Origin of the sequence: Microbacterium sp., assembly GCF_017305435.1 — a bacterium.
Taxonomy (GTDB): domain Bacteria; phylum Actinomycetota; class Actinomycetes; order Actinomycetales; family Microbacteriaceae; genus Microbacterium.
Genome location: NZ_JAFKIP010000010.1, coordinates 1 through 17682 on the forward strand (window position 1 = coordinate 1; position 17682 = coordinate 17682).

General features: G+C 67.1%; 18 protein-coding genes and 2 pseudogenes. 13 read left to right on the forward strand and 7 right to left on the reverse strand.

Translation table 11 applies throughout. The features are described from left to right. Positions 1–263: 263 nt before the first annotated feature. Complete coding sequence (locus tag J0I43_RS16280; protein WP_292866394.1) at positions 264–590, reverse strand: DUF6221 family protein; 327 nt, start codon at positions 588–590, stop codon at positions 264–266. A 175-nt stretch (positions 591–765) separates the two neighbouring features. Between J0I43_RS16280 and J0I43_RS16470 the strand changes: the two are divergent. The 10 genes and pseudogenes from J0I43_RS16470 to manA all read left to right on the forward strand — a co-directional run. Beyond that, positions 766–1218 (forward strand): annotated as a pseudogene (locus tag J0I43_RS16470) (type IIL restriction-modification enzyme MmeI); the annotation flags it as partial. A 109-nt stretch (positions 1219–1327) separates the two neighbouring features. Next, positions 1328–1513, forward strand: a complete 186-nt coding sequence (locus J0I43_RS16475) for a hypothetical protein (RefSeq protein ID WP_367267562.1) — start codon at positions 1328–1330, stop codon at positions 1511–1513. Between the two features lie 174 nt (positions 1514–1687). After that, positions 1688–2623 carry an SIS domain-containing protein gene (locus J0I43_RS16290; protein WP_292866400.1) on the forward strand — a complete coding sequence of 312 codons (936 nt, stop codon included), beginning with the start codon at positions 1688–1690 and terminating at the stop codon, positions 2621–2623. Between the two features lie 108 nt (positions 2624–2731). Continuing rightward, complete coding sequence (locus tag J0I43_RS16295; RefSeq protein WP_292866403.1) at positions 2732–4054, forward strand: ABC transporter substrate-binding protein; 1323 nt, start codon at positions 2732–2734, stop codon at positions 4052–4054. Between the two features lie 3 nt (positions 4055–4057). Then, the gene (locus tag J0I43_RS16300; protein ID WP_292866406.1) at positions 4058–5041 is read left to right on the forward strand and encodes a carbohydrate ABC transporter permease; all 984 of its coding nucleotides are present in this window, start codon (positions 4058–4060) and stop codon (positions 5039–5041) included. Next, positions 5041–5937 carry a carbohydrate ABC transporter permease gene (locus J0I43_RS16305; RefSeq protein ID WP_292866409.1) on the forward strand — a complete coding sequence of 299 codons (897 nt, stop codon included), beginning with the start codon at positions 5041–5043 and terminating at the stop codon, positions 5935–5937. Before J0I43_RS16300 ends, J0I43_RS16305 begins: the two co-directional genes overlap by 1 nt. Next, entirely contained in the window at positions 5938–6774 is an 837-nt protein-coding gene (locus J0I43_RS16310) for a PfkB family carbohydrate kinase (RefSeq protein WP_292866411.1), read from the forward strand. It abuts the gene before it with no gap. Then, entirely contained in the window at positions 6771–7502 is a 732-nt protein-coding gene (locus J0I43_RS16315; RefSeq protein ID WP_205353326.1) for a GntR family transcriptional regulator, read from the forward strand. The genes J0I43_RS16310 and J0I43_RS16315 overlap by 4 nt, the downstream gene beginning before the upstream one ends. 111 nt (positions 7503–7613) lie before the next feature. Continuing rightward, on the forward strand, positions 7614–9035 hold the full coding sequence (locus J0I43_RS16320; protein ID WP_292866419.1) for an FAD-binding oxidoreductase: 1422 nt from the start codon (positions 7614–7616) through the stop codon (positions 9033–9035). Positions 9036–9043: 8 nt separating this feature from the next. Beyond that, on the forward strand, positions 9044–10168 hold the full coding sequence (gene manA / locus J0I43_RS16325) for a mannose-6-phosphate isomerase, class I (protein ID WP_292866422.1): 1125 nt from the start codon (positions 9044–9046) through the stop codon (positions 10166–10168). A 338-nt stretch (positions 10169–10506) separates the two neighbouring features. Here the strand turns inward: manA and J0I43_RS16330 are convergent. The 3 genes and pseudogenes from J0I43_RS16330 to J0I43_RS16340 form a co-directional block, all read right to left on the reverse strand. Next, positions 10507–11455: pseudogene (locus tag J0I43_RS16330) on the reverse strand (ISL3 family transposase); the annotation flags it as partial. Positions 11456–11579: 124 nt separating this feature from the next. Beyond that, entirely contained in the window at positions 11580–11876 is a 297-nt protein-coding gene (locus J0I43_RS16335) for a hypothetical protein (RefSeq protein WP_292866424.1), read from the reverse strand. 85 nt (positions 11877–11961) lie between these two features. Further along, positions 11962–12207: a hypothetical protein gene (locus tag J0I43_RS16340; RefSeq protein ID WP_292866426.1), complete on the reverse strand. Its 246-nt coding sequence runs from the start codon at positions 12205–12207 to the stop codon at positions 11962–11964. An 88-nt stretch (positions 12208–12295) separates the two neighbouring features. Between J0I43_RS16340 and J0I43_RS16345 the strand changes: the two genes are divergently transcribed. After that, positions 12296–12913 carry a VTT domain-containing protein gene (locus tag J0I43_RS16345; protein ID WP_292866429.1) on the forward strand — a complete coding sequence of 206 codons (618 nt, stop codon included), beginning with the start codon at positions 12296–12298 and terminating at the stop codon, positions 12911–12913. A gap of 149 nt (positions 12914–13062) precedes the next feature. Here J0I43_RS16345 and J0I43_RS16350 read toward each other — a convergent pair whose 3' ends face one another. Together J0I43_RS16350 and J0I43_RS16355 are read right to left on the reverse strand one after the other, a co-directional pair. Then, the gene (locus tag J0I43_RS16350; protein WP_292866431.1) at positions 13063–14061 is read right to left on the reverse strand and encodes a HAMP domain-containing sensor histidine kinase; all 999 of its coding nucleotides are present in this window, start codon (positions 14059–14061) and stop codon (positions 13063–13065) included. Continuing rightward, the gene (locus J0I43_RS16355) at positions 14058–14723 is read right to left on the reverse strand and encodes a response regulator transcription factor (RefSeq protein ID WP_215486943.1); all 666 of its coding nucleotides are present in this window, start codon (positions 14721–14723) and stop codon (positions 14058–14060) included. Before J0I43_RS16355 ends, J0I43_RS16350 begins: the two co-directional genes overlap by 4 nt. 197 nt (positions 14724–14920) lie before the next feature. Here J0I43_RS16355 and efeU point away from each other — a divergent pair, with 197 nt between their 5' ends. Both efeU and efeO read left to right on the forward strand, forming a co-directional pair. Further along, positions 14921–15847 carry an iron uptake transporter permease EfeU gene (efeU, locus tag J0I43_RS16360; RefSeq protein WP_292866433.1) on the forward strand — a complete coding sequence of 309 codons (927 nt, stop codon included), beginning with the start codon at positions 14921–14923 and terminating at the stop codon, positions 15845–15847. Then, positions 15844–17070: an iron uptake system protein EfeO gene (gene efeO / locus J0I43_RS16365; protein WP_292866436.1), complete on the forward strand. Its 1227-nt coding sequence runs from the start codon at positions 15844–15846 to the stop codon at positions 17068–17070. The genes efeU and efeO overlap by 4 nt, the downstream gene beginning before the upstream one ends. On the opposite strand, the gene J0I43_RS16370 is transcribed toward efeO, so the two are convergent. Then, entirely contained in the window at positions 17063–17614 is a 552-nt protein-coding gene (locus J0I43_RS16370) for a phosphatase PAP2 family protein (RefSeq protein WP_292866438.1), read from the reverse strand. The two genes, efeO and J0I43_RS16370, sit on opposite strands and share 8 nt — an antisense overlap. Positions 17615–17682 lie beyond the last annotated feature (68 nt).

Below are 17682 nucleotides of genomic sequence, written 5' to 3' on the forward strand. Positions count from 1 at the left end.
GATCGGACGGCGGCGGCGGACGTCAAGTCTAAGTGGACTTCCTACTCTTATGTAGGGATCTGCCATTTCGCGCGGAATCCTGCTGACGAAACTGCTGCCAATTAGCGTGGAATCCCCGAGTTCTCCGCCACCTTGACCGGGAACCTACAGTAATGTCGGATCCCGATGAACTTTGCGTAAACCGCGATATCGGCCGGGGCACTTTGCGAATACGCAAAGTGCGGCTGGATTGACCGGACGTCGACTGCCGGCGAGGAGGGTTGCTATCCGCGCCAGACGTCGCGGTAGTCGGCGTGGTCCTGATGGGCGGAGGCGAGTAGCCGCAAGACAAGTGCCAGGGTCGTCGACGCTGGGTCTGACGCGACGAGAAATTCGTTGACGATGTTGCGCTTCGCGGCGCACTCAGCGATCACTCGTTGATAGTCCGCTGCGACGATCATCCGCTCTGCGTCGAAGGCGAACTGGGTCGCCCATAAGCAGAACTTGGTGTCGGTAGTTGGTGAGACGGATGCAACGTGATCGGCGATGCGTTCGTCCTCCTCGATCCGGGCGAGCAAGAACTCTACGAGATCCGCTGAGTTGTCGTTCATGGCCATGTCCCTTCGCGCGAGCAACTGGCCAGGATCCCACACGGCGCGCTTGCCTTGCCTGCTGCTGCTGCTGATGCTGCTTCTTCTGCCGCCGCCGTCGTGCAGGTGGGATGGTGCGAGGGGTCGGTGGCCGGGGCGGATACCGTTGGGATCGTGCCGAAGTCATTGTCGATGAATGAGATCCGAGCCCGCGCTGCGCAGTTCATCCGTGATTGGCCAGTACGAGCCCGGCGACGAGCGACAGCAAGCGCAATCCTTCGTTCGGGACCTGCTCGGGGTTTACGGGATCACCCAGACCCGCGCAGCCTTCTATGAGAAGCGCGTCAAGCGCTCCTCAACCGGTGCCCGCGGCTACATCGACGCGCTGATTCCTGGCCTCGCGCTGATCGAGATGAAGTCGGCGGGGAAAGATCTCGTCGCAGCCGAGCAGCAAGCGTTGGACTACATCGATGATCTTCCCGACCCCGAGGTTCCTCGGTGGGTACTTACCAGCGACTTCCACCGCTTCCGGCTCCTTGACCTGCACGCCGACACGGACCCCGTTCAAGAGTTCTTGATCGAGCAGCTGTGCGACGAGGCAGATGTCCTCGCGTTCCTTGCCGGCTACGGGGAGCGCACGTTCGGATCGAAGGCTCAGGAGTCCGCTTCGATCAAACCCGCGAAGCTGATGGCCTCGCTTCGCCGCGCTGTGGTTCGAGCACGGCTGCCGCTGGGAGGCGGCCGCCGAGGCCGCCGGGATGCACCGGCACAGCCTGCGCACCCGTGTCGAGCGTCTCGCCGCACGGCTCGACCTCGACCTCGAGTCCTTCCCCGCCCGGGCCGAGCTCTGGGCCCTGCTCTTTCTCCTGAGCTCGGTCTCCCGCCCCGGGTGCTCGCGTTTCGAGCGTGTGAAGAGTCTGTTTCGGAGGGCCGGACGCCCTTGACAGCGCCGTCGCGTGTCTGCATTCTTGTCACGACGTCTGAAGGGTCCAAGCAGATGTCAGACAACCTCGGACACGAACCACGAACGAAAGAACCCCATGCTGAACTTCGATGTCGACAGATTCGTCAGGATCCAGTCGGACGCTCTCGCAGTCGAGCCCCGACTGAAGGAGGTCGTGACCGACCTGGTGAACGGCGGAGCGGAGAACCTCTTCTTCCTCGGTGCCGGCGGAGTGATGTTTCTCACCCAGCCCGCGTTCCAGCTGCTTCAGGCCAAGTCGCTCTTCCCCGTGTACTACGAGATGGGCGCGGAGCTCGTCGAGCGCGGCAACCCCCGTCTCGGTGAGAGGTCGATCGTCGTCACCCCGTCGCTGTCGGGCACGACGAAGGAGGCGATCGCGGCCCTCGAGTACGCCAAAAAGGCCGGTGCGACGATCATCACCTTCACCGGTCACGCCGACACCCCGCTGGCGGAGATGGCCGACCACAACTTCACCACCTTCGCCGAGGACGACACCTCCTCCGAGATGTTCTACCTCGAGACGCTCCTCGTGGCGCTCGCCCTGATGAACGCCCGCGGCGAGTACGACGCCTACGACGAGACCGTGGCCGAGCTGAAGCAGCTCCCCGCCCTGCTCGTCGACGTCAAGGCCTCCTTCGAGGACCGGGCCGCAGCGCTCGCCGAGGAGATCAAGGACGAGGACTATCACCTCATCACCGGCGCCGGCTCGACCTGGCCCGAGGCGCACTACTACGGCATGTGCATCCTCGAGGAGATGCAGTGGATCCGCACCCGACCGGTGCACGCGTCCGACTTCTTCCACGGCGCCCTCGAGCTGCTCGAGGACGGCGTGAGCATCATCATCCTGAACGGCGAGGACGAGTCGCGCGGACTGGTCGACCGGGTCATCGAGTTCGCCCCGCGCTTCACCGAGAAGGTGCGCATCCTCGACACCAAGGACTTCGAGCTGCCCGGCATCTCGCAGTCGACCCGCAGCCTGATCTCGCCGATCCTGCTCGCCACCGTGTTCGAGCGGCTCAGCGCCCACCTCGAGGTGCTGCGCGACCACCCGCTCACCACCCGTCGCTACTACAAGAAGCTCGTCTACTAGTCGGGCCGCGGCCGGCTCGACCACCACACGAGCCGGCCGCCTCCGTCAGCACCCGAGCACCGACCCGCACCACTTCCACCGCACCATCATCCAGAGAGGAACGAAGACGTGAGGAAAAGGACTACCGCGCTCGCAGCGGGCGGCGTCATCGCCATGATGGCCCTGGCCGGCTGCAGCGGCGGCGGCAGCGGCTCGCCCGCCACCGCCGACGTCGACCTGTCGAACGTCGACTACAGCGGCTCCGTCAGCGTCATCACCCGCTACGCCGGCAATTACGAGGCCTTCTTCCAGGAGATGAAGTCCGCGTACGAGGCCGCGCACCCCGGCGTGACCGTCGAGCTCCAGCAGGAGTCGGACCAGGGCTACAAGGACAAGATCAAGACGCTCACCGCGTCGCAGAGCCTTCCGGACGTGTACTTCGCCTGGCCGGGCAACTACGCCGAGCAGTTCTACGACAACGGTGTCGCGCTCGATCTCACCGACGTGATCGGCCCCGACACCGAGTGGGGCCAGACGATGGCGCCCAGCGCGATCGGCGCACTGTCGAAGGACGGCAAGACCTACGGCATCCCGTTCGGACTCGACGCGAAGTTCATGGTCTACAACGAGAAGCTGTTCCAGCAGGCCGGCGTCGAGGTGCCGACCGACCTCGACGGGCTCCTCAAGGCCTGCGACACCCTCAGCGCGGCGGGCATCACGCCGATGTCGTTCGGCAACGTCGACGGCTGGCCCGCCATCCACTACATCACCCAGCTCAACAGCTACGACGTCCCCGCCGATGTGCTCGCGGCCGACTACAAGCCCGACACCGCCACCTGGGACGACCCCGGTTACGTGAAGGCGCTGGAGCAGTTCTCCGACATCATCGACCAGTGCACGACCACCGGATCGGGCGCGAACGGCTCCGACTACTACTCGCAGCGCGACGCCTTCGGCGTCGGGCAGTCGGCAATGTTCTACGTCGAGAACCTCGAGTTCGGCGCCACCGTGCCTGAGGGCTCGGTCGCCGCGAACGACGGATGGGGCATCTTCAAGCTGCCCGCCGCATCCGACGCCCAGGGCGACCTCGGAGCGCTGACCGGCGCACCCGACGGCTTCCTCATCAACCCGAAGGCGAAGAACCTGCCCCTCGCGGTCGACTTCATGAAGTTCGTCACCGACAAGGCCAACGCGACCGCGCTGACCGCCGAGCTCGGCATCCCGAGCCCCGTCAAGGGCTCGCTCACCGACGAGAACTCGACACCGCAGCTGCGCGAGAGCATCGACGTGCTGCAGGACGCGAACAGCCTCTCCATCTGGCTCGACACCGTCACGGTGCCGGACGTGGCCGACGCGTATCTCTCCGGGGTGCAGGGCCTGATCTCCGGTGACCGCACTCCGCAGGACGTCATGGACGGCGTGAAGGCGGCGTCCGAGCAGGCGAAGGGCTGAGCCGTGTCGGAGGGGGTCATCGTCGGCCAGGAGAACCGGCTCGAACTGACGCGAGCCTCCTCCACCGCCGGTGCGCGCGAGCGCACCGGCGGTGCCTCCCCGCGCATCCGCCGCAGGCGTCCCCGCTGGAGCGGGCTCGTCTGGGTGCTGCCGGGTCTCGTCGTCCTGTTCCTGTTCGTCTACTACCCGCTCGTGCTCAACTTCTGGTACAGCTTCCAGCAGTCGAACATCTTCACCGGCGAGCAGACGTTCGTCGGCGCCGACAACTACGTCAAGCTGGCCGGCGACCCGATCTTCTGGCGGGCGCTCGGGAACAACGTGCTCTACGCCGTGATCTCGATCGTGTTCCAGGTGTTCCTGGCGCTCGTGCTCGCGTCGATCATCGAGAGCCTGCGCAGCCACCGCTGGCGGGCCGCCCTCCGATCGGTGTACTTCATCCCCTCGGCGATGTCGCTCACCGTGATCGGGCTGCTGTTCACGTTCATCTACCAACCGGACGGCGGTCTGCTGAACGGAGTCCTCGGCGCCCTCGGGCTCGACTCGCTGCAGCAGGCGTGGCTGGGAGACCCGAAGACCGCCATGACGGCGATCATCATGATGAGCCAGTGGCAGGGCTTCGGCTACTCGGCGCTCCTGTTCGCCGTCGCGATCCAGCGCATCCCGCAGGAGATCTACGAGGCGGCCGCGCTCGACGGGATCGGCCCGTTCCGTCGGATCTTCTCGATCACCATCCCGCTGGTGCGCGAGATGACCGCCCTGATGATGATCGTCACGCTGTCCGGGGCCTTCCAGGTGTTCAACGAGGTGATGGTCACCACGGGCGGCGGACCGGACAACTCCACCCAGGTGCTCGGCACCTGGCTCTACCGCAGCGGATTCGTCAAGAACGACTTCGGGTACGCGGCGGCGATCGCCGTGGTCATGTTCGTGATCACGCTCGCCCTCGCCATCGCGCAGGTCGTCTACGCCAACAGGAGGAGGGTCTGATGGCCGTCACCACAGCCTTCGGAGCGATCGAGGCCACGCCGACCCGTCGGCGACCGAAGCCGATCGGCGCCCTCGGGTTCGGCCGCATCGTCGGCCGGCTCCTGCTCATCGGCGTTCTCGCCGCGCTCGCGATCATCGTGCTCTACCCCATCCTCTGGATGGCGTTGAGCTCGCTGAAGTCGAACAGCGAGATCCTGTCGAGCCCGTTCGGCTGGCCGGACGAGCTCGACCTTTCCAGCTACGGGAGGGCGTTCGCGGGCGGTGTGGGGGAGTACTTCCTCAACAGCGTCATCGTCACCGTCGCGAGCGTCATCGCGACGACCCTCCTGAGCGCCTGGGCCGCCTACGGCCTCACCAGGGTCACCATCCCGTTCAGCAAGCCGATCCTCTACATCACCATCGGCGGGCTGATGCTGGCGCCGACCGTGGCGGTCATCCCGCTGGTCAAGCTGCTGCAGGGATGGGGGATCTACGACACCTACTGGGCGCTCATCATCCTCTACACGGCGTTCCGCATCCCGTTCACGACCTTCCTCATCCGGTCGTACATGATCGACCTGCCGATCGAGGTCGACGAGGCGGCCGTGCTCGACGGGGCGCGCAGCTCGCAGATCTTCTGGCGGATCGTGCTCCCCATGTCGGCGCCGATCATCACGTCGGCGGTCATCCTGCAGGTGCTGTTCGCCTGGAACGAGTACCTGTTCGCCCTGATCTTCATCGGCAGCGACTCGTTGAAGACGCTGCCCGTGGGGCTCGCGACCCTGTCGTCGAGGGCGGTCACCGACTTCCCCTCGGTGTTCGCCGGGATGACGATCGCCGCGGTGCCGATGATCGCCCTGTTCTTCCTGTGTCAGAAATACTTCATCCGAGGGCTGTCGGACGGGATCGGAAAGTAGATGAGCATGCACCACCAGCAGACGGAGCACTCCGGGCTGGCCACCATCGGCGACAACACGGTCGACCAGTACTACGGCGCCGACCTGACGAGCTTCGTCGGCGGCAACGCGGTGAACGTCGCCGTCAAGCTCCGCACCCTCGGCGCCGACGTCGCGTACGCCGGGGCCGTGGGGCCGGATGCGGACGGCGAGCGCATCCGCCGCACGCTCGAGGGCGAAGGGGTCGACACATCCCTCCTCGTCGAGCTGCCGGGGATCACCTCGGTGTCGAAGATCCGGGTCGAGGACGACGGCGAGAGGGTGATCTTCTTCGAGGACTTCGCCACCTCTGCCGACTACCAGCCCAGCGATGCGGACCTCGACGTGCTGGGGCGTCGCCGTCTCGTGCACATCGGCATGAACCCGTTCGCCGACCGCATCCGCCGCGAGCTGCGGGCGCGCGGGGTGCTCGTCAGCCAGGACTGCGCGGTCAGCTCCGGATACGCCGACCTTGACGTCGCCTTCTGCTCGGCCGGCGACGATCGCCCCGAGGCGGAGCGGCTGGCCCGGGAGGCCATCGCCGGAGGCGCTCGTCTCGCGGTCGTCACCTGCGGGCCCGCCGGCAGCATCGCGCACGACGGCGAGCGGTGGTGGGAGGCGGCGGCCCAGCCCATCGAGGTCGTCGACACCACCGGAGCCGGCGACAGCTACATCGCGGGGTTCGTCCACCGGCTCGCGCAGGGAGCCGATGTCCAGACGTGCATGATCGAAGGATCGCGCGTGGCCGCCCTGACCTGCCAGCATTGGGGTGGGTTCGACCAGGTCCCGCAGATCGTTCGAGAAGGGGCAGGCGCGTGATCGAGACACCGATCGTCCGAAGGCTCATGTCCGTCCAGGTGCGCGACGCGCTGGTCGAGTACTTCGAGCGCAACGGGGCGAAGCCGGGCGACCGCGTGCTGTCGGAGCCGGAGATCGTCGACCAGTTCGGCGTGGGGCGCAGCACGGCCCGCGAGGCGCTGAAGCTGCTCGAGCACGACGGCATCGTCGAGGTGCGGCCGGGCCTCGGCCGCTACCTCACCTCGCTCTCGGCGGCGAAGGTGAACCGCCCGATCACGCGCTTCGAGTCGGCGACCGACATGCTGCGCGAGCTGGGCTACTCGCCGCAGACCCTCGTGCTGTCGGTCGAGGAGGACGTCCCCGACCTCGACGAGCGCGAGGCGCTCGGCCTCGCCGACGACGAGCGCGTCGTCCGGATCGAGCGGCTCCGGTCGGAGGGCGACTCGCCCCTCATCTACAGCGTGGGCACCATCGCTCGGTCCCAGGTCCCCGGTCCGATCAAGCACGTGGACTGGACCGGATCGCTGACCACGTTCCTCAAGGACCAGGGTCGCGAGCTGTCGTTCTCGACCGCCGCCATCCACGCCGTCGAGATGCCCGAGGGACCCGCCGCCAAGTACTCCCTCGGCGGGTTCGGTCCCTGGATCTACATCACCGAGACCGCCTACTCGATCGCCGGCGAGCCGACGCTCTACGCCCAGGACTACCACCGCGGCGACATCTTCAGCTTCAACGTGCTGCGTCGCTGACCCGCGTCGCGCACCTCCAACACCTCTCGGCCTCCGGCCGCTCCGGGCCCCTCCGGCCGCACGCTCACCCTCCCTCGGCGCGCTCTCGCGCGCCCCGACGAGACGGACATCATGACCACCTACCGACTCCGCACGCCCGTCGAGGCGACCCTCCAGGACCAGGCCTTGTGGCTCCAGGACACCCACTCCTCCGCTCCGTCCTTCGAGCCGCTCACCGAGCGGATCACCGCCGATGTCGCGATCGTCGGCGGCGGCCTCACCGGGCTGTGGACCGCGATCCGGCTGCGGCAGACGCATCCCGAGCTCTCGGTCGTCGTGCTCGAGGCGAGCACCTGCGGGTCGGGGGCGTCCGGCCGCAACGGCGGTCAGGTGCACTCCTGGTTCGAGCGGCTCGACCAGCTCTCCGCGGTGGTGGGCGACGAGGAGGCGCTGCGCCTCGCCCGCGCGTCGGCCGAGGCGATCGGCGAGCTGCGGCAGCTGCAGGAGGACCGCGAGCTCGACCTCGGCCTCAGGCTCGACGGCTGGGTCTGGACCGCCAGCTCGAAAGCGCAGGAGGGCGCGTGGGACGAGGCTCTCGCCCGCGGCGCGGAGGTGGGGGAGGACTCGTACTCCCGGCTGAGCGCGTCCGACGTGGCCGCGCGGGTGGGGCCGAGCGCCTCGTACGTCGGCGTCGTCGAGGAGCGCGGCGGGAGCCTGCATCCGGGTCGGATGATGCGCTCCCTGGCGCGGTGGGCCGACCGTCTCGGCGTCGTCATCCACGAGCACACCCCCGTCCGCTCGATCACGGACGGGGCCCGCGCTCGTCTCGTCACCGACCGCGCGACCGTCGACGCGGACCGTGTCCTGGTGGCGACGAACATCTGGGCGTCGTCCATCCCCGAGCTCCGGAAGCGCATGTTCGTCGTCGACAGCGAGGTCGTCGCCACAGCCCCCATCCCCGATCGCCTCGACGCCCTCGGCTGGCGCGGCGGCGAGGCCATCTGCGACGCGCAGCAGCAGGTGCTCTACTACCAGCGCACCTCCGACGGCCGCGTCGTCTTCGGGCGGGGCAGTGGACGCACGCTGTTCCGCGATCGCGTGACCGCCGCGTTCAACCGCAGGCCGGAGGGCGCGCCGCTCGCCGTGGCCGAGCTGGCCCGCGTCTATCCGCAGCTGGCGGATGCGCCGATCGAGTACAGCTGGACCGGCGGCATCGACTGCGTGCCGAGCCACATCCCGCAGATCGGACGTCTGCGCGGCGCGAGGTCGGTGTTCTACGCCTACGGCTGGAACGGGACCGCCCTGGCGCAGATCCCCGCGTGCTCGCGCATCATCGCCGCGATGCTCGCGGGCGACGACGACGAGTGGGGCCGCAGCCGGCTCATCGACCAGCCGGACCCCGCCACCCTGCCGCCCGAGCCCATCCGCTGGATCGGGGCCAACCTGGTTCGCTGGGCGGTCATTCGCAAGAATCGGGCCGAGATCCGCAACCGCAGACCGGGCTGGTTCGTGCGCGCCCTCATCCGCTTCATGCCGTCCACGAGCGAGCACTGAGGCCTGCGATGCTGAGGATCGACGGAGTGTCGAAGACATACGACTGGGGTTCGCGCGAGGCGATCCCCGCCCTCCTCGGGCAGGAGCCCGACGGGCAGCCGATCGCCGAGGTCTGGTACGGCGCGCATCCGACCGCACCGAGCCCGGTGCCTGCGGCCGGGACGACCCTCGACCGGCTGCTCGCCGACCGCGCAGGCGAGTACTTCGCCGGCGGCGCGGGGGAGCTCGCGTACCTGTTGAAGCTGCTCGCCCCCGGCCAGCCGGTCTCGTTGCAGGTCCATCCCTCGACCGAGCTCTCAGCGGCGGGGTACGCAGACGAGAACAGTGCGGGCGTCCCGTTGGATGCGCCGCACCGCACGTTCAAGGATCCGCACGCGAAGCCGGAGATGGTGTTCGCGGTGACGCCGTTCCGGGGGATGGTCGGATTCCGGCCGCTCGACGAGGCGGTCGCCCTGCTATCGGGGCTCGAGTCGTCGCCCGCCCCCGCGGTGCTCGAGCGGCTGCGGGCGGGGGAGCTCCGCTCGGCCTTCGAGGCGCTGGTGCTCGTGAACGGTGATCCCGGGCCGCTCATCGAGGAGGTGGTGGCGCGGGGTGACGAGGTCGGTGCTGTCGTCGCCGAGCTCGCGGGCCACCATCCCGGGGATGCGGGCGCGCTGGCGCCCCTGCTGCTCGCGGTGTGGAGCTTGGAGCCGGGCGAGGCGCTCTTCGTCCCCTCCGGTGTGCCGCACGCCTACCTGTCGGGCGTCGCCGTGGAGCTGATGGCGAACTCCGACAACGTCGTGCGTGCGGGCCTCACCCGGAAGCACGTCGACCGGCGGGCGCTCCTGGAGGCGACCGACTTCGAGCGGGCCGTCGCGGTGGAGCGACCTCTCGTCGAGGGGCCGGTGCGCACGATCGCGCCCGAGGGGAGCCCGCTGCGGCTGGTCTCCGCGACCCTCGAGGGGTCGACCGCGCTCCTCCCGCTCGCGTCGGAGGTGCCCGCGATCGTCCTCGGCGTGAGCGGTCGCGTGCAGGTCGCGACGTCCGTCGAGTCGCAGCAGCTCGATCCCGGGCAGGCCGTCGTGGTCGCCCCCACGGAGGGCGCGGTCGCCGTCTCGGGCACGGGCCTCGTCGTCGCCGCCTTCGCCGTGTGACCTGCATGCTCGACCGCTCACTTCGTGCGCTCTTTCCCCCGCGGATGCTGCGCTTTGTGAGCGCTCGAGCACTGGCGCGCGGACTGGAGGGCGACCCAGTGCTCACTTCGTGCGCAGTTCCGCCCGGGGATGCTGAATGTAGTGAGCACTCGGCGACTGGCGCGCGAGGATGGGGCTCCACTGCTCTTTGTGCGCGATCTGTGCGGGCATGCAGCACTTTGTGAGCGTTGGAGGGCGGGCGCGTGAGGGTGGGGGCTCCATCGCTCACCTTGTGCGCTGTTCTGGTTGGGATGCTGCACTTTCTGAGCACTGGAGGGCGGTGCATGAGGGTGGAAGTCCCATGCGACGAACACCTCGTCGTGCGCGGGGTCGGCCTCGATCGCTGCCGCGAGCCTGGTCCGCTGCTTCTCGGTGAGGTTCTCGGCGCCGGCGCGGAGGATGGTCTGGATCCCGTAGAGCGGGTCGCCGGTCCGACCGCGATGCCCGAGGGTGTCTTGCTGGACGCGGCGGCGGACCTCGTCGACGGCGGCGGTGCCGAGCTTGACGACGTGGAACGCGTCCAGCACGGCCGTGGCGTCTTCGAGCTTGTCGTCGATCGCGGTCTTGTAGCCGGCGAACGGGTCAAGAGCTGCGACCTTCACGTTCTGCCGGAACGCTTCGCCGCGTTCGGCGAGCCAGGACGCGTAGGCCTTCCCGGAGCGGCCGGGCACGAGGTCGAGCAGCCTGGCCCGCGTCTTTCCGGTGCTGTCGCGGCTGAGATCGACCATCCCGGTCAGCTCCTTCGGGCCGCGCTTTCGGGGGTCTGTGTGATGCCAGATGTGCTCATCGACGCCGAGGGTGGTGACGTTCTCGAACCGGGACTCGTCCTCAGCCAGTTTGACCAGCTCGGGCTCGACGGCCCGCCACACCGTCTTCCACGACGTTCCGAGCTGACGGGCGATACCGTGCACGGTGGCGTGCTCGCGGCGCAGCTGCCCGATCGCCCAGCCGACGGCGCGCGTGGTGATCGACCCGCGCCGGGCCACCAGACCCGGGAGCTGCTCCACGAACGTCCGTCGCACGCATCCCACCTCGTCGCACCGCCAGACCCGCTGCCGCCACACGATCCGCACCCGCGTCACGCCGGGCACATCATGAAGCACCCCGTCGGCGACGTCCGCGGCCGGTCGCGACGACCCCGCACGACGGGCAGCCGGTCGGTGCCGCCGGGCTCGAGACGGTCACGATCAGCAGCCCGTCACGGCGGTCAACGTCCTCGACATGGACCCCATCGAGGCCGAGCAGCAAGTCGCAGCGGGAACACGGGCAGGCGGCAGAGCAAGCGTCAGCGCACCCCGAACTATCGTGAGACACGTCGAGGTCCTCGGTTGGAGCAGCAGTTGGCGCTACTGATCCTCGGGGACCTCGACCCCTACCCGCCGAACCCCACCCGGCGAGCCTCCCCCCCCACCGAATGTCCGAAGAGCCCGTTCAGGTGCGCGGTCAGCCCGACGGACTCCTCGATCGCCCCAAGCGCCAGATCACCGAGATGGAGCACGGAGTCGTCTGGTCCCACCACCTCATTCCACCGTCGCACCAGCTCCGCATTCATCTCCTCCACGGTCGCGAACGGGCGCTCGGCGAGTTCGCTGATCCGTGCGTGACCGAAATGCTGGTCCGAGGTGACGAAGTCGACCTGGTCGAAGTCGAACCATGGATACTCGCTCATAGCTGCTCTCCACGTTCGCGGTTACGGCTGCTTTTAGAGTTCATCGCGGTCGACCTCGAAGCGCACCGCAACATCCTCGAGCGGTTCACTGCTCATCCCCCTCGCGCTCACGAACCCTGCGCTCGACCTCGCCGTCGTCGTCCGTTCTGACCAGCTGTTTGAGCATTCGGTCGATGTCGCCACCGTTCGCAGCGGCGAGTCTCGCGATTTCCTCGGCCGCGTCGGCAAGCGTGTAGAGACGCTCCCACGGGTGGTCTCCGTGTCGGGCGATCGCGACGGTCTCCCGAGTGTAGGAGCGTTCGTCGCCGGCGACAGAGAAGTCTCTCACCATCGTCCGGTGTCGTCTACGGGGAGGACTCGATGCGACGGAATAGTCGATCTTCGAGGCTTCTTAGAGCCCGCGCTGGAAGCTCGCGCAGATGGATCTGTTTCATGTGCTGGCCGGATTCGGCTTCTTCTCGCTCGTGCTCATTGCGTTGATCGTCTTCGTCGAGAACGGGATACTGTTCCCATTTCTCCCGGGCGACAGCCTCGTCTTCGCGGGTGCCATCATCGCCGCGGCGATCGGCGTCCATTGGAGCGTCGTGGCGGGGGTAGCGGGCGCAGCGGCGATCCTTGGTGGTGAGGTCGGATTCACTTTGGGACGTCGGTACGGCCGTCAGCTATTTCGTTCTGATGCGCGTGTCCTGAAGCGGCGCTACCTGGTCGAAACCGAGCGATTCTTCGCGCGGTGGGGCGCATTCGCGATTGTGCTGGCTCGGTTTGTTCCGATCGTCCGTACGTACGTCGCACCGGCCGCGGGGATGTCGGCGATGACTCGAGCTGCTTTCACACGGTGGAACATCGTCAGCGGAGTCGTGTGGGCTGGTGTGCTCGGCTTGTCGGGATTCTTGTTGGGGTCGATTCCATGGGTGGCGGCCAACATTGAGTGGATCATGCTCGGCATCGTTGTCGTCACTGTTGCGCCGGTGGCGGTGACTGCGGTGCTGGGGTCGCGCCGGGGCCGCCGCTCAGCCCGGGTGGAGTCGGGTTCGTAGCGAGCCATTGGCGAGAGGCTGCAGGCTGTCGGGGGTAATCGACGTCGGAATTCTCGACGATTTCCGGCGCGGCCGTGCTCGAGCGTGGCAGCGACCGAAGAGCGGGACCGTAGGCCCGACCGCCTTCATGAGAAGACCCGATGGGGCAGCTATCGGCGGCCGCGCGGGAGCGTCATGGTGATCGTCGTTCCCTCCTCAGAGGTGCTGGTGACCTCGACGGTACCGCCGAACCGGCCGACGGTGTCTTGTACGAGGCTGAGTCCGATACCGAATCCTGTACTCGTGGAGCCCCCGCCGTCGACCGCGAGCGAGGACCGCGCGAAACGATCGAAGACGCGTTCGGGATCGATCCCCTGAATGCCGGGCCCGTGATCGCGTACAGCAATGCAGGTGTCAGTCCGACTCGTGCTGGTGGTGACCAGCACTGTTCCCCCGTCGGGCGAGTGCTTCACGGCGTTGTCGATTAGCGCGACGAGAGCTCGGTGAAGACTCGTCGGCGGGATGGCGGCGCTGCGGTCGGCGGGAACGGTGTCAACGTGGAGCTGGATGCCTCGTTCATGCGCCATCAGTCGCATCGAGGTGGCGGCGTCGGCGATGACGGGGGCGACTGGTTCGGACGCGACGACTCCGCTCGATGTGACATCGATGGAGTCGAGCAGATCGTTTACCACGTTGATCAGGTTGCGTGAGTCCCCACGGAGCTCGTCGACGAGTTCTCGATTGGGGTCTCCTGCGGGCATCGATCGCTCGAGCACTTGCAGTCGGGTGTCGAGAATCGCGAGTGGTGTTCGAAGCTCGTGGGAGGCATCGGCTACAAATCGGCGCTGCCGGCCGAGCGCGTCGACGAGTGGGGCTACTGCTCGGCGGGTGGCGAGGAGACCGAGTGTTCCGGCGAGGATGATGGCGAGAAATCCGAGGGCGACGCCGCCCACGATGATGTCGAGCCCGCCGACATCGATCATCTCTTCGTGGCGAGTCCGGTCGAAGAGAGCGGTAAGAGGGATCTGGTGGAACACGAAGCTGATCGCGGCCACCATCACGCCGATGACGAGGACGGAGACGGCGACAGTGATCCACAACCCGACTCGGATCGCGGTGCGTCGCACCAACAGTGCGTCGGCGTCGGTGCGATGCGCTGCCTTTCTCACAGCAACCCCAGCCGGTATCCGCGCCCGCGCACGGTCGTGACGATCTCAGGATCGGTTTTGCGGCGCAGATAGTGCACGTAGGTGTCGACAGTTCCGGGAGTGTCGGTGGCTTCGAAGACGGCCTGCAGGACTTCATTCCGCGTGAATGTCTTCTGCGGGTGCATAGCGAATAGCCGCAACAGGTCGGATTCGCGTTCGGTGAGGATGGTGCGTCCCTCGTAAGGCGAGTAAACCGCGCGCGAATCGGGGTAGAACTCCCACGTGCCGATGCGCACGAACGGGCCCTCACCCTCACTGACGCGGCGGATGGCGCGAAGCCTGGCGAACAGCTCTTCGAACTCGAACGGCTTCACCAGGTAGTCGTTCGCACCGGCATCGAGGCCACGCACTTTGTCCTGCACCGTCCCGAGCGCAGTGAGGATCAGCATCGGTGTCGTCGCCCCTCCGCGCCGCAACGACTCCACGATCGAAACGCCGTCGATGTTAGGCAAGCGACGGTCGATGATCAGCACGTCGAAGAGGCCCTGCTGCGCCGCCGTGAGCGCTTCGGCGCCATCCGCGCACAGAGTCACGTCGTAGACCTCCTCGAGGACTCTCACCATGAGGGGTCCCAGTTGAGGGTCGTCCTCGGCGAGCAGCAAACGCGGTCGGTTATCGGCCATGATCATCCTCCACACCACCACCCTTCGCGGCCCGTTCTGAGACGTCTCTAAGAAACGAATCATGCCCCACTGAGGCTTTGCACGCCGACGGGAGTGGGGATATCGTGACCTCCCGGTGAGGTTCGCCTTACCTGCCTCGTCGCCGATTCGTTCGGCGGGTGCTTCCCCCTCTGACCTCATCTGCGGAGTGTGCCGTCGTGTTCGCGACCTTTCTGATCGGCCTGCGTGAGGGTCTCGAGGCGGCGCTGGTGGTCGGGATGCTTGTCGCTTACGTGTCTCGTCTGGGTCGGCGGGACGTGCTTCCGCGGCTGTGGACTGGCGTCGGGCTGGCGGTCACTCTCGCCGTGAGTATCGGTGCAATCCTCACCTTCGGCGCGTACACCCTCACCTTTCAGGCGCAGGAGATCATCGGTGGAGTGCTATCGCTGGCGGCTGTGGCGATGGTGACGTGGATGGTGTTCTGGATGCAGCGCACCGCGAAGACCATGAAGTCGACGCTCGAGGGCGACGTGGACCGGGCGCTCGCTCGCGGCGGCATGTGGGCGTTGGTCGCGCTCGGGTTCCTGTCGGTCGCCCGCGAGGGGATCGAGACGACACTGTTGTTGTGGTCATTGGTCCAGTCGTTCGGGAACGCGCCTGCAGCCCTGCTGGGCGCGATTCTCGGGATCCTCACCGCGGTGATCGCTGGGTGGCTGCTCACTCGCGGGCTTGTGCGCGTGAACCTTCGGCTGTTCTTCGCGTGGACGGGCGCCATTTTGGTGATCGCGGCAGCAGGCGTTCTTGCGTACGCGTTCAAAGACCTGCAAGAAGCGGGCGTCGTCCCCGGCCCCTTCACCGCGGGTGCGCCTATCGACCCTGCGACCGGTGCCGTCGCCATCGGATGGGCCGGGTTCCCGCTCGGCTGGGCGTTCGATCTGAGTGGCTCGATCGCACCCGGCGGCACTCTCGCCACCGTCCTTCAGGCGACGATCGGATTCATGCCGCGCATGTCGTGGCTGCAGGTGATCGCGTGGGCCGGATACATCGCCATCGTCGGATCGTTTTTCGCGCGCGGGCCTCGCCGCCAACCCTCCACCCGTGCAGCCTCGCCCTCGCCCGTACCTCACCTCGTCGGAGAATCATGACCCCTCGCATCCCCCTGGCGGTGACCGCCCTTGCCGTCACGGTGGTCGCTCTCGCCGGCTGTGTGGCGAAGGACGCTGCCACCACAGCCGACGCGCTCACTGTGACCTCCGACGACAACACCTGTGGCGTGTCTGCTGCGGGCGCATCCAGCGGGACTCTCGCATTCAACGTCAACAACTCCGGCACTCAGGTCACCGAGTTCTACCTCCTCGCATCCGACGGGCTGCGTATCGTCGGTGAGATCGAGAACATCGCACCGGGTGCGACTCGCACGCTTACCGTCATCGCGCAACCGGGCGACTACCTCACCGTGTGCAAACCAGGAATGGTCGGCGAAGGTATCGGGCGTGCTGCGTTCACCGTCACCGGCGATCAGGTCGCCGTTACCGGTGCAGATGCGCAGCAGAAGCAGCAGGCCGTGAATCTGTACGCTGCGTTCGTGAAGGATCAGGTCGAGCAACTGCTTCCGGCCGCGGAGACCTTCACCGCTGCGTATGCGGCCGGCGACGATGTCACCGCGCGTGCACAGTTCCCGCAGGTGCGCGCCTTCTATGAGCGCATCGAGCCGGTCGCGAGCACACTCGGTGACCTCGACCCCAAGATCGACTACCGCGAGGTCGATGCTGTCGCGGAGAATCTTGAGTGGACCGGTTTCCACCGCATCGAGAAGGACCTCTGGGTGCCCGCCGCTGATGCGCTCAACGCCGATCAGGTCACCCCTGCATGGCAGAACTGGAGCCCCTCAACTCCCGAACAGCGCGCGCAACTGGGCGAGCGCCTCCTCGCCGACATCGGCCAACTGTACGACTACGTGCACTCAGACGACTTCCAGGCGGCTCTCGACGGTCAGGGCATCGCCGCGATCTCCAATGGAGCGATCAGCCTCCTCGATGAGGTCGCAACCAAGAAGATCACCGGGGAAGAGGACTGGTGGTCGCACACCGACCTCTACGACTTCGCCGCGAACATCGAGGGCGCCAAGATGTCGTTCAGTTTCGTAAAGGACTTCGCCTCGGCAACCGGCGCGCAGGGGGCCACACTTGTCGAGCGGATCCAGACCGGATTCGCGTCTCTCGAGAACGAACTCGCAACACACGGTTCCCTCAGTGCGGGCTTCGTGCCCTACACCGATCTCACCGCAGCGGACAAGCGCGCGCTCGTCGATCAGATCAACACGCTCGCTGAACCCCTTTCCCGATTGACGGGCACCATTCTCAACTGATCCGGTTCACCGCAGTCACGTGCCGCGGTGCCAGAAGAGGCCACGCCGCGGCAGCGCGCGCAGTTGCAATCGATACGACAGGGACGACCACTGCGGCCGCGAGCACGTCGGTCGGGTAGTGAACGCCGAGGTAGACACGCGACCACGCCGTCACGAGTACGACGAGCACCGCCAACGGCACGCTCCACGCGCGCGCGCGTCGGGGCAGCACGACGAGAACCACAGCACAGCACAACGCGGCCGCGAAGGCTGTGTGACCGCTCGGATAACTGAACGACATCGGATCAGCGACGATCATCGGCTGCAGCATCGCGGGGTCTGGTCGAGGCCGCCGTACGACCAGCTTGAGCGCCTCAACGCACGCCCACGGAACAACCAGCACGATGCCCGCGCGCACCGTGTCCTGCCACGAACGCGTGGCCAACAGGATCCAAGAAAGCACGATCAGCGACACAAGGATCGCTCCACCGATCCCGAACACCGAGTTGATCGCCAAGGCGACGACGTCGCCGGCAGTGCTGTGCAGCCCGTGCACCAGGCCCACGAGTCCGACCTCCGCGTCCGACCATGTGGGCGACGCCACGATGAGCAGACCACTGACCGCAGCGGCTA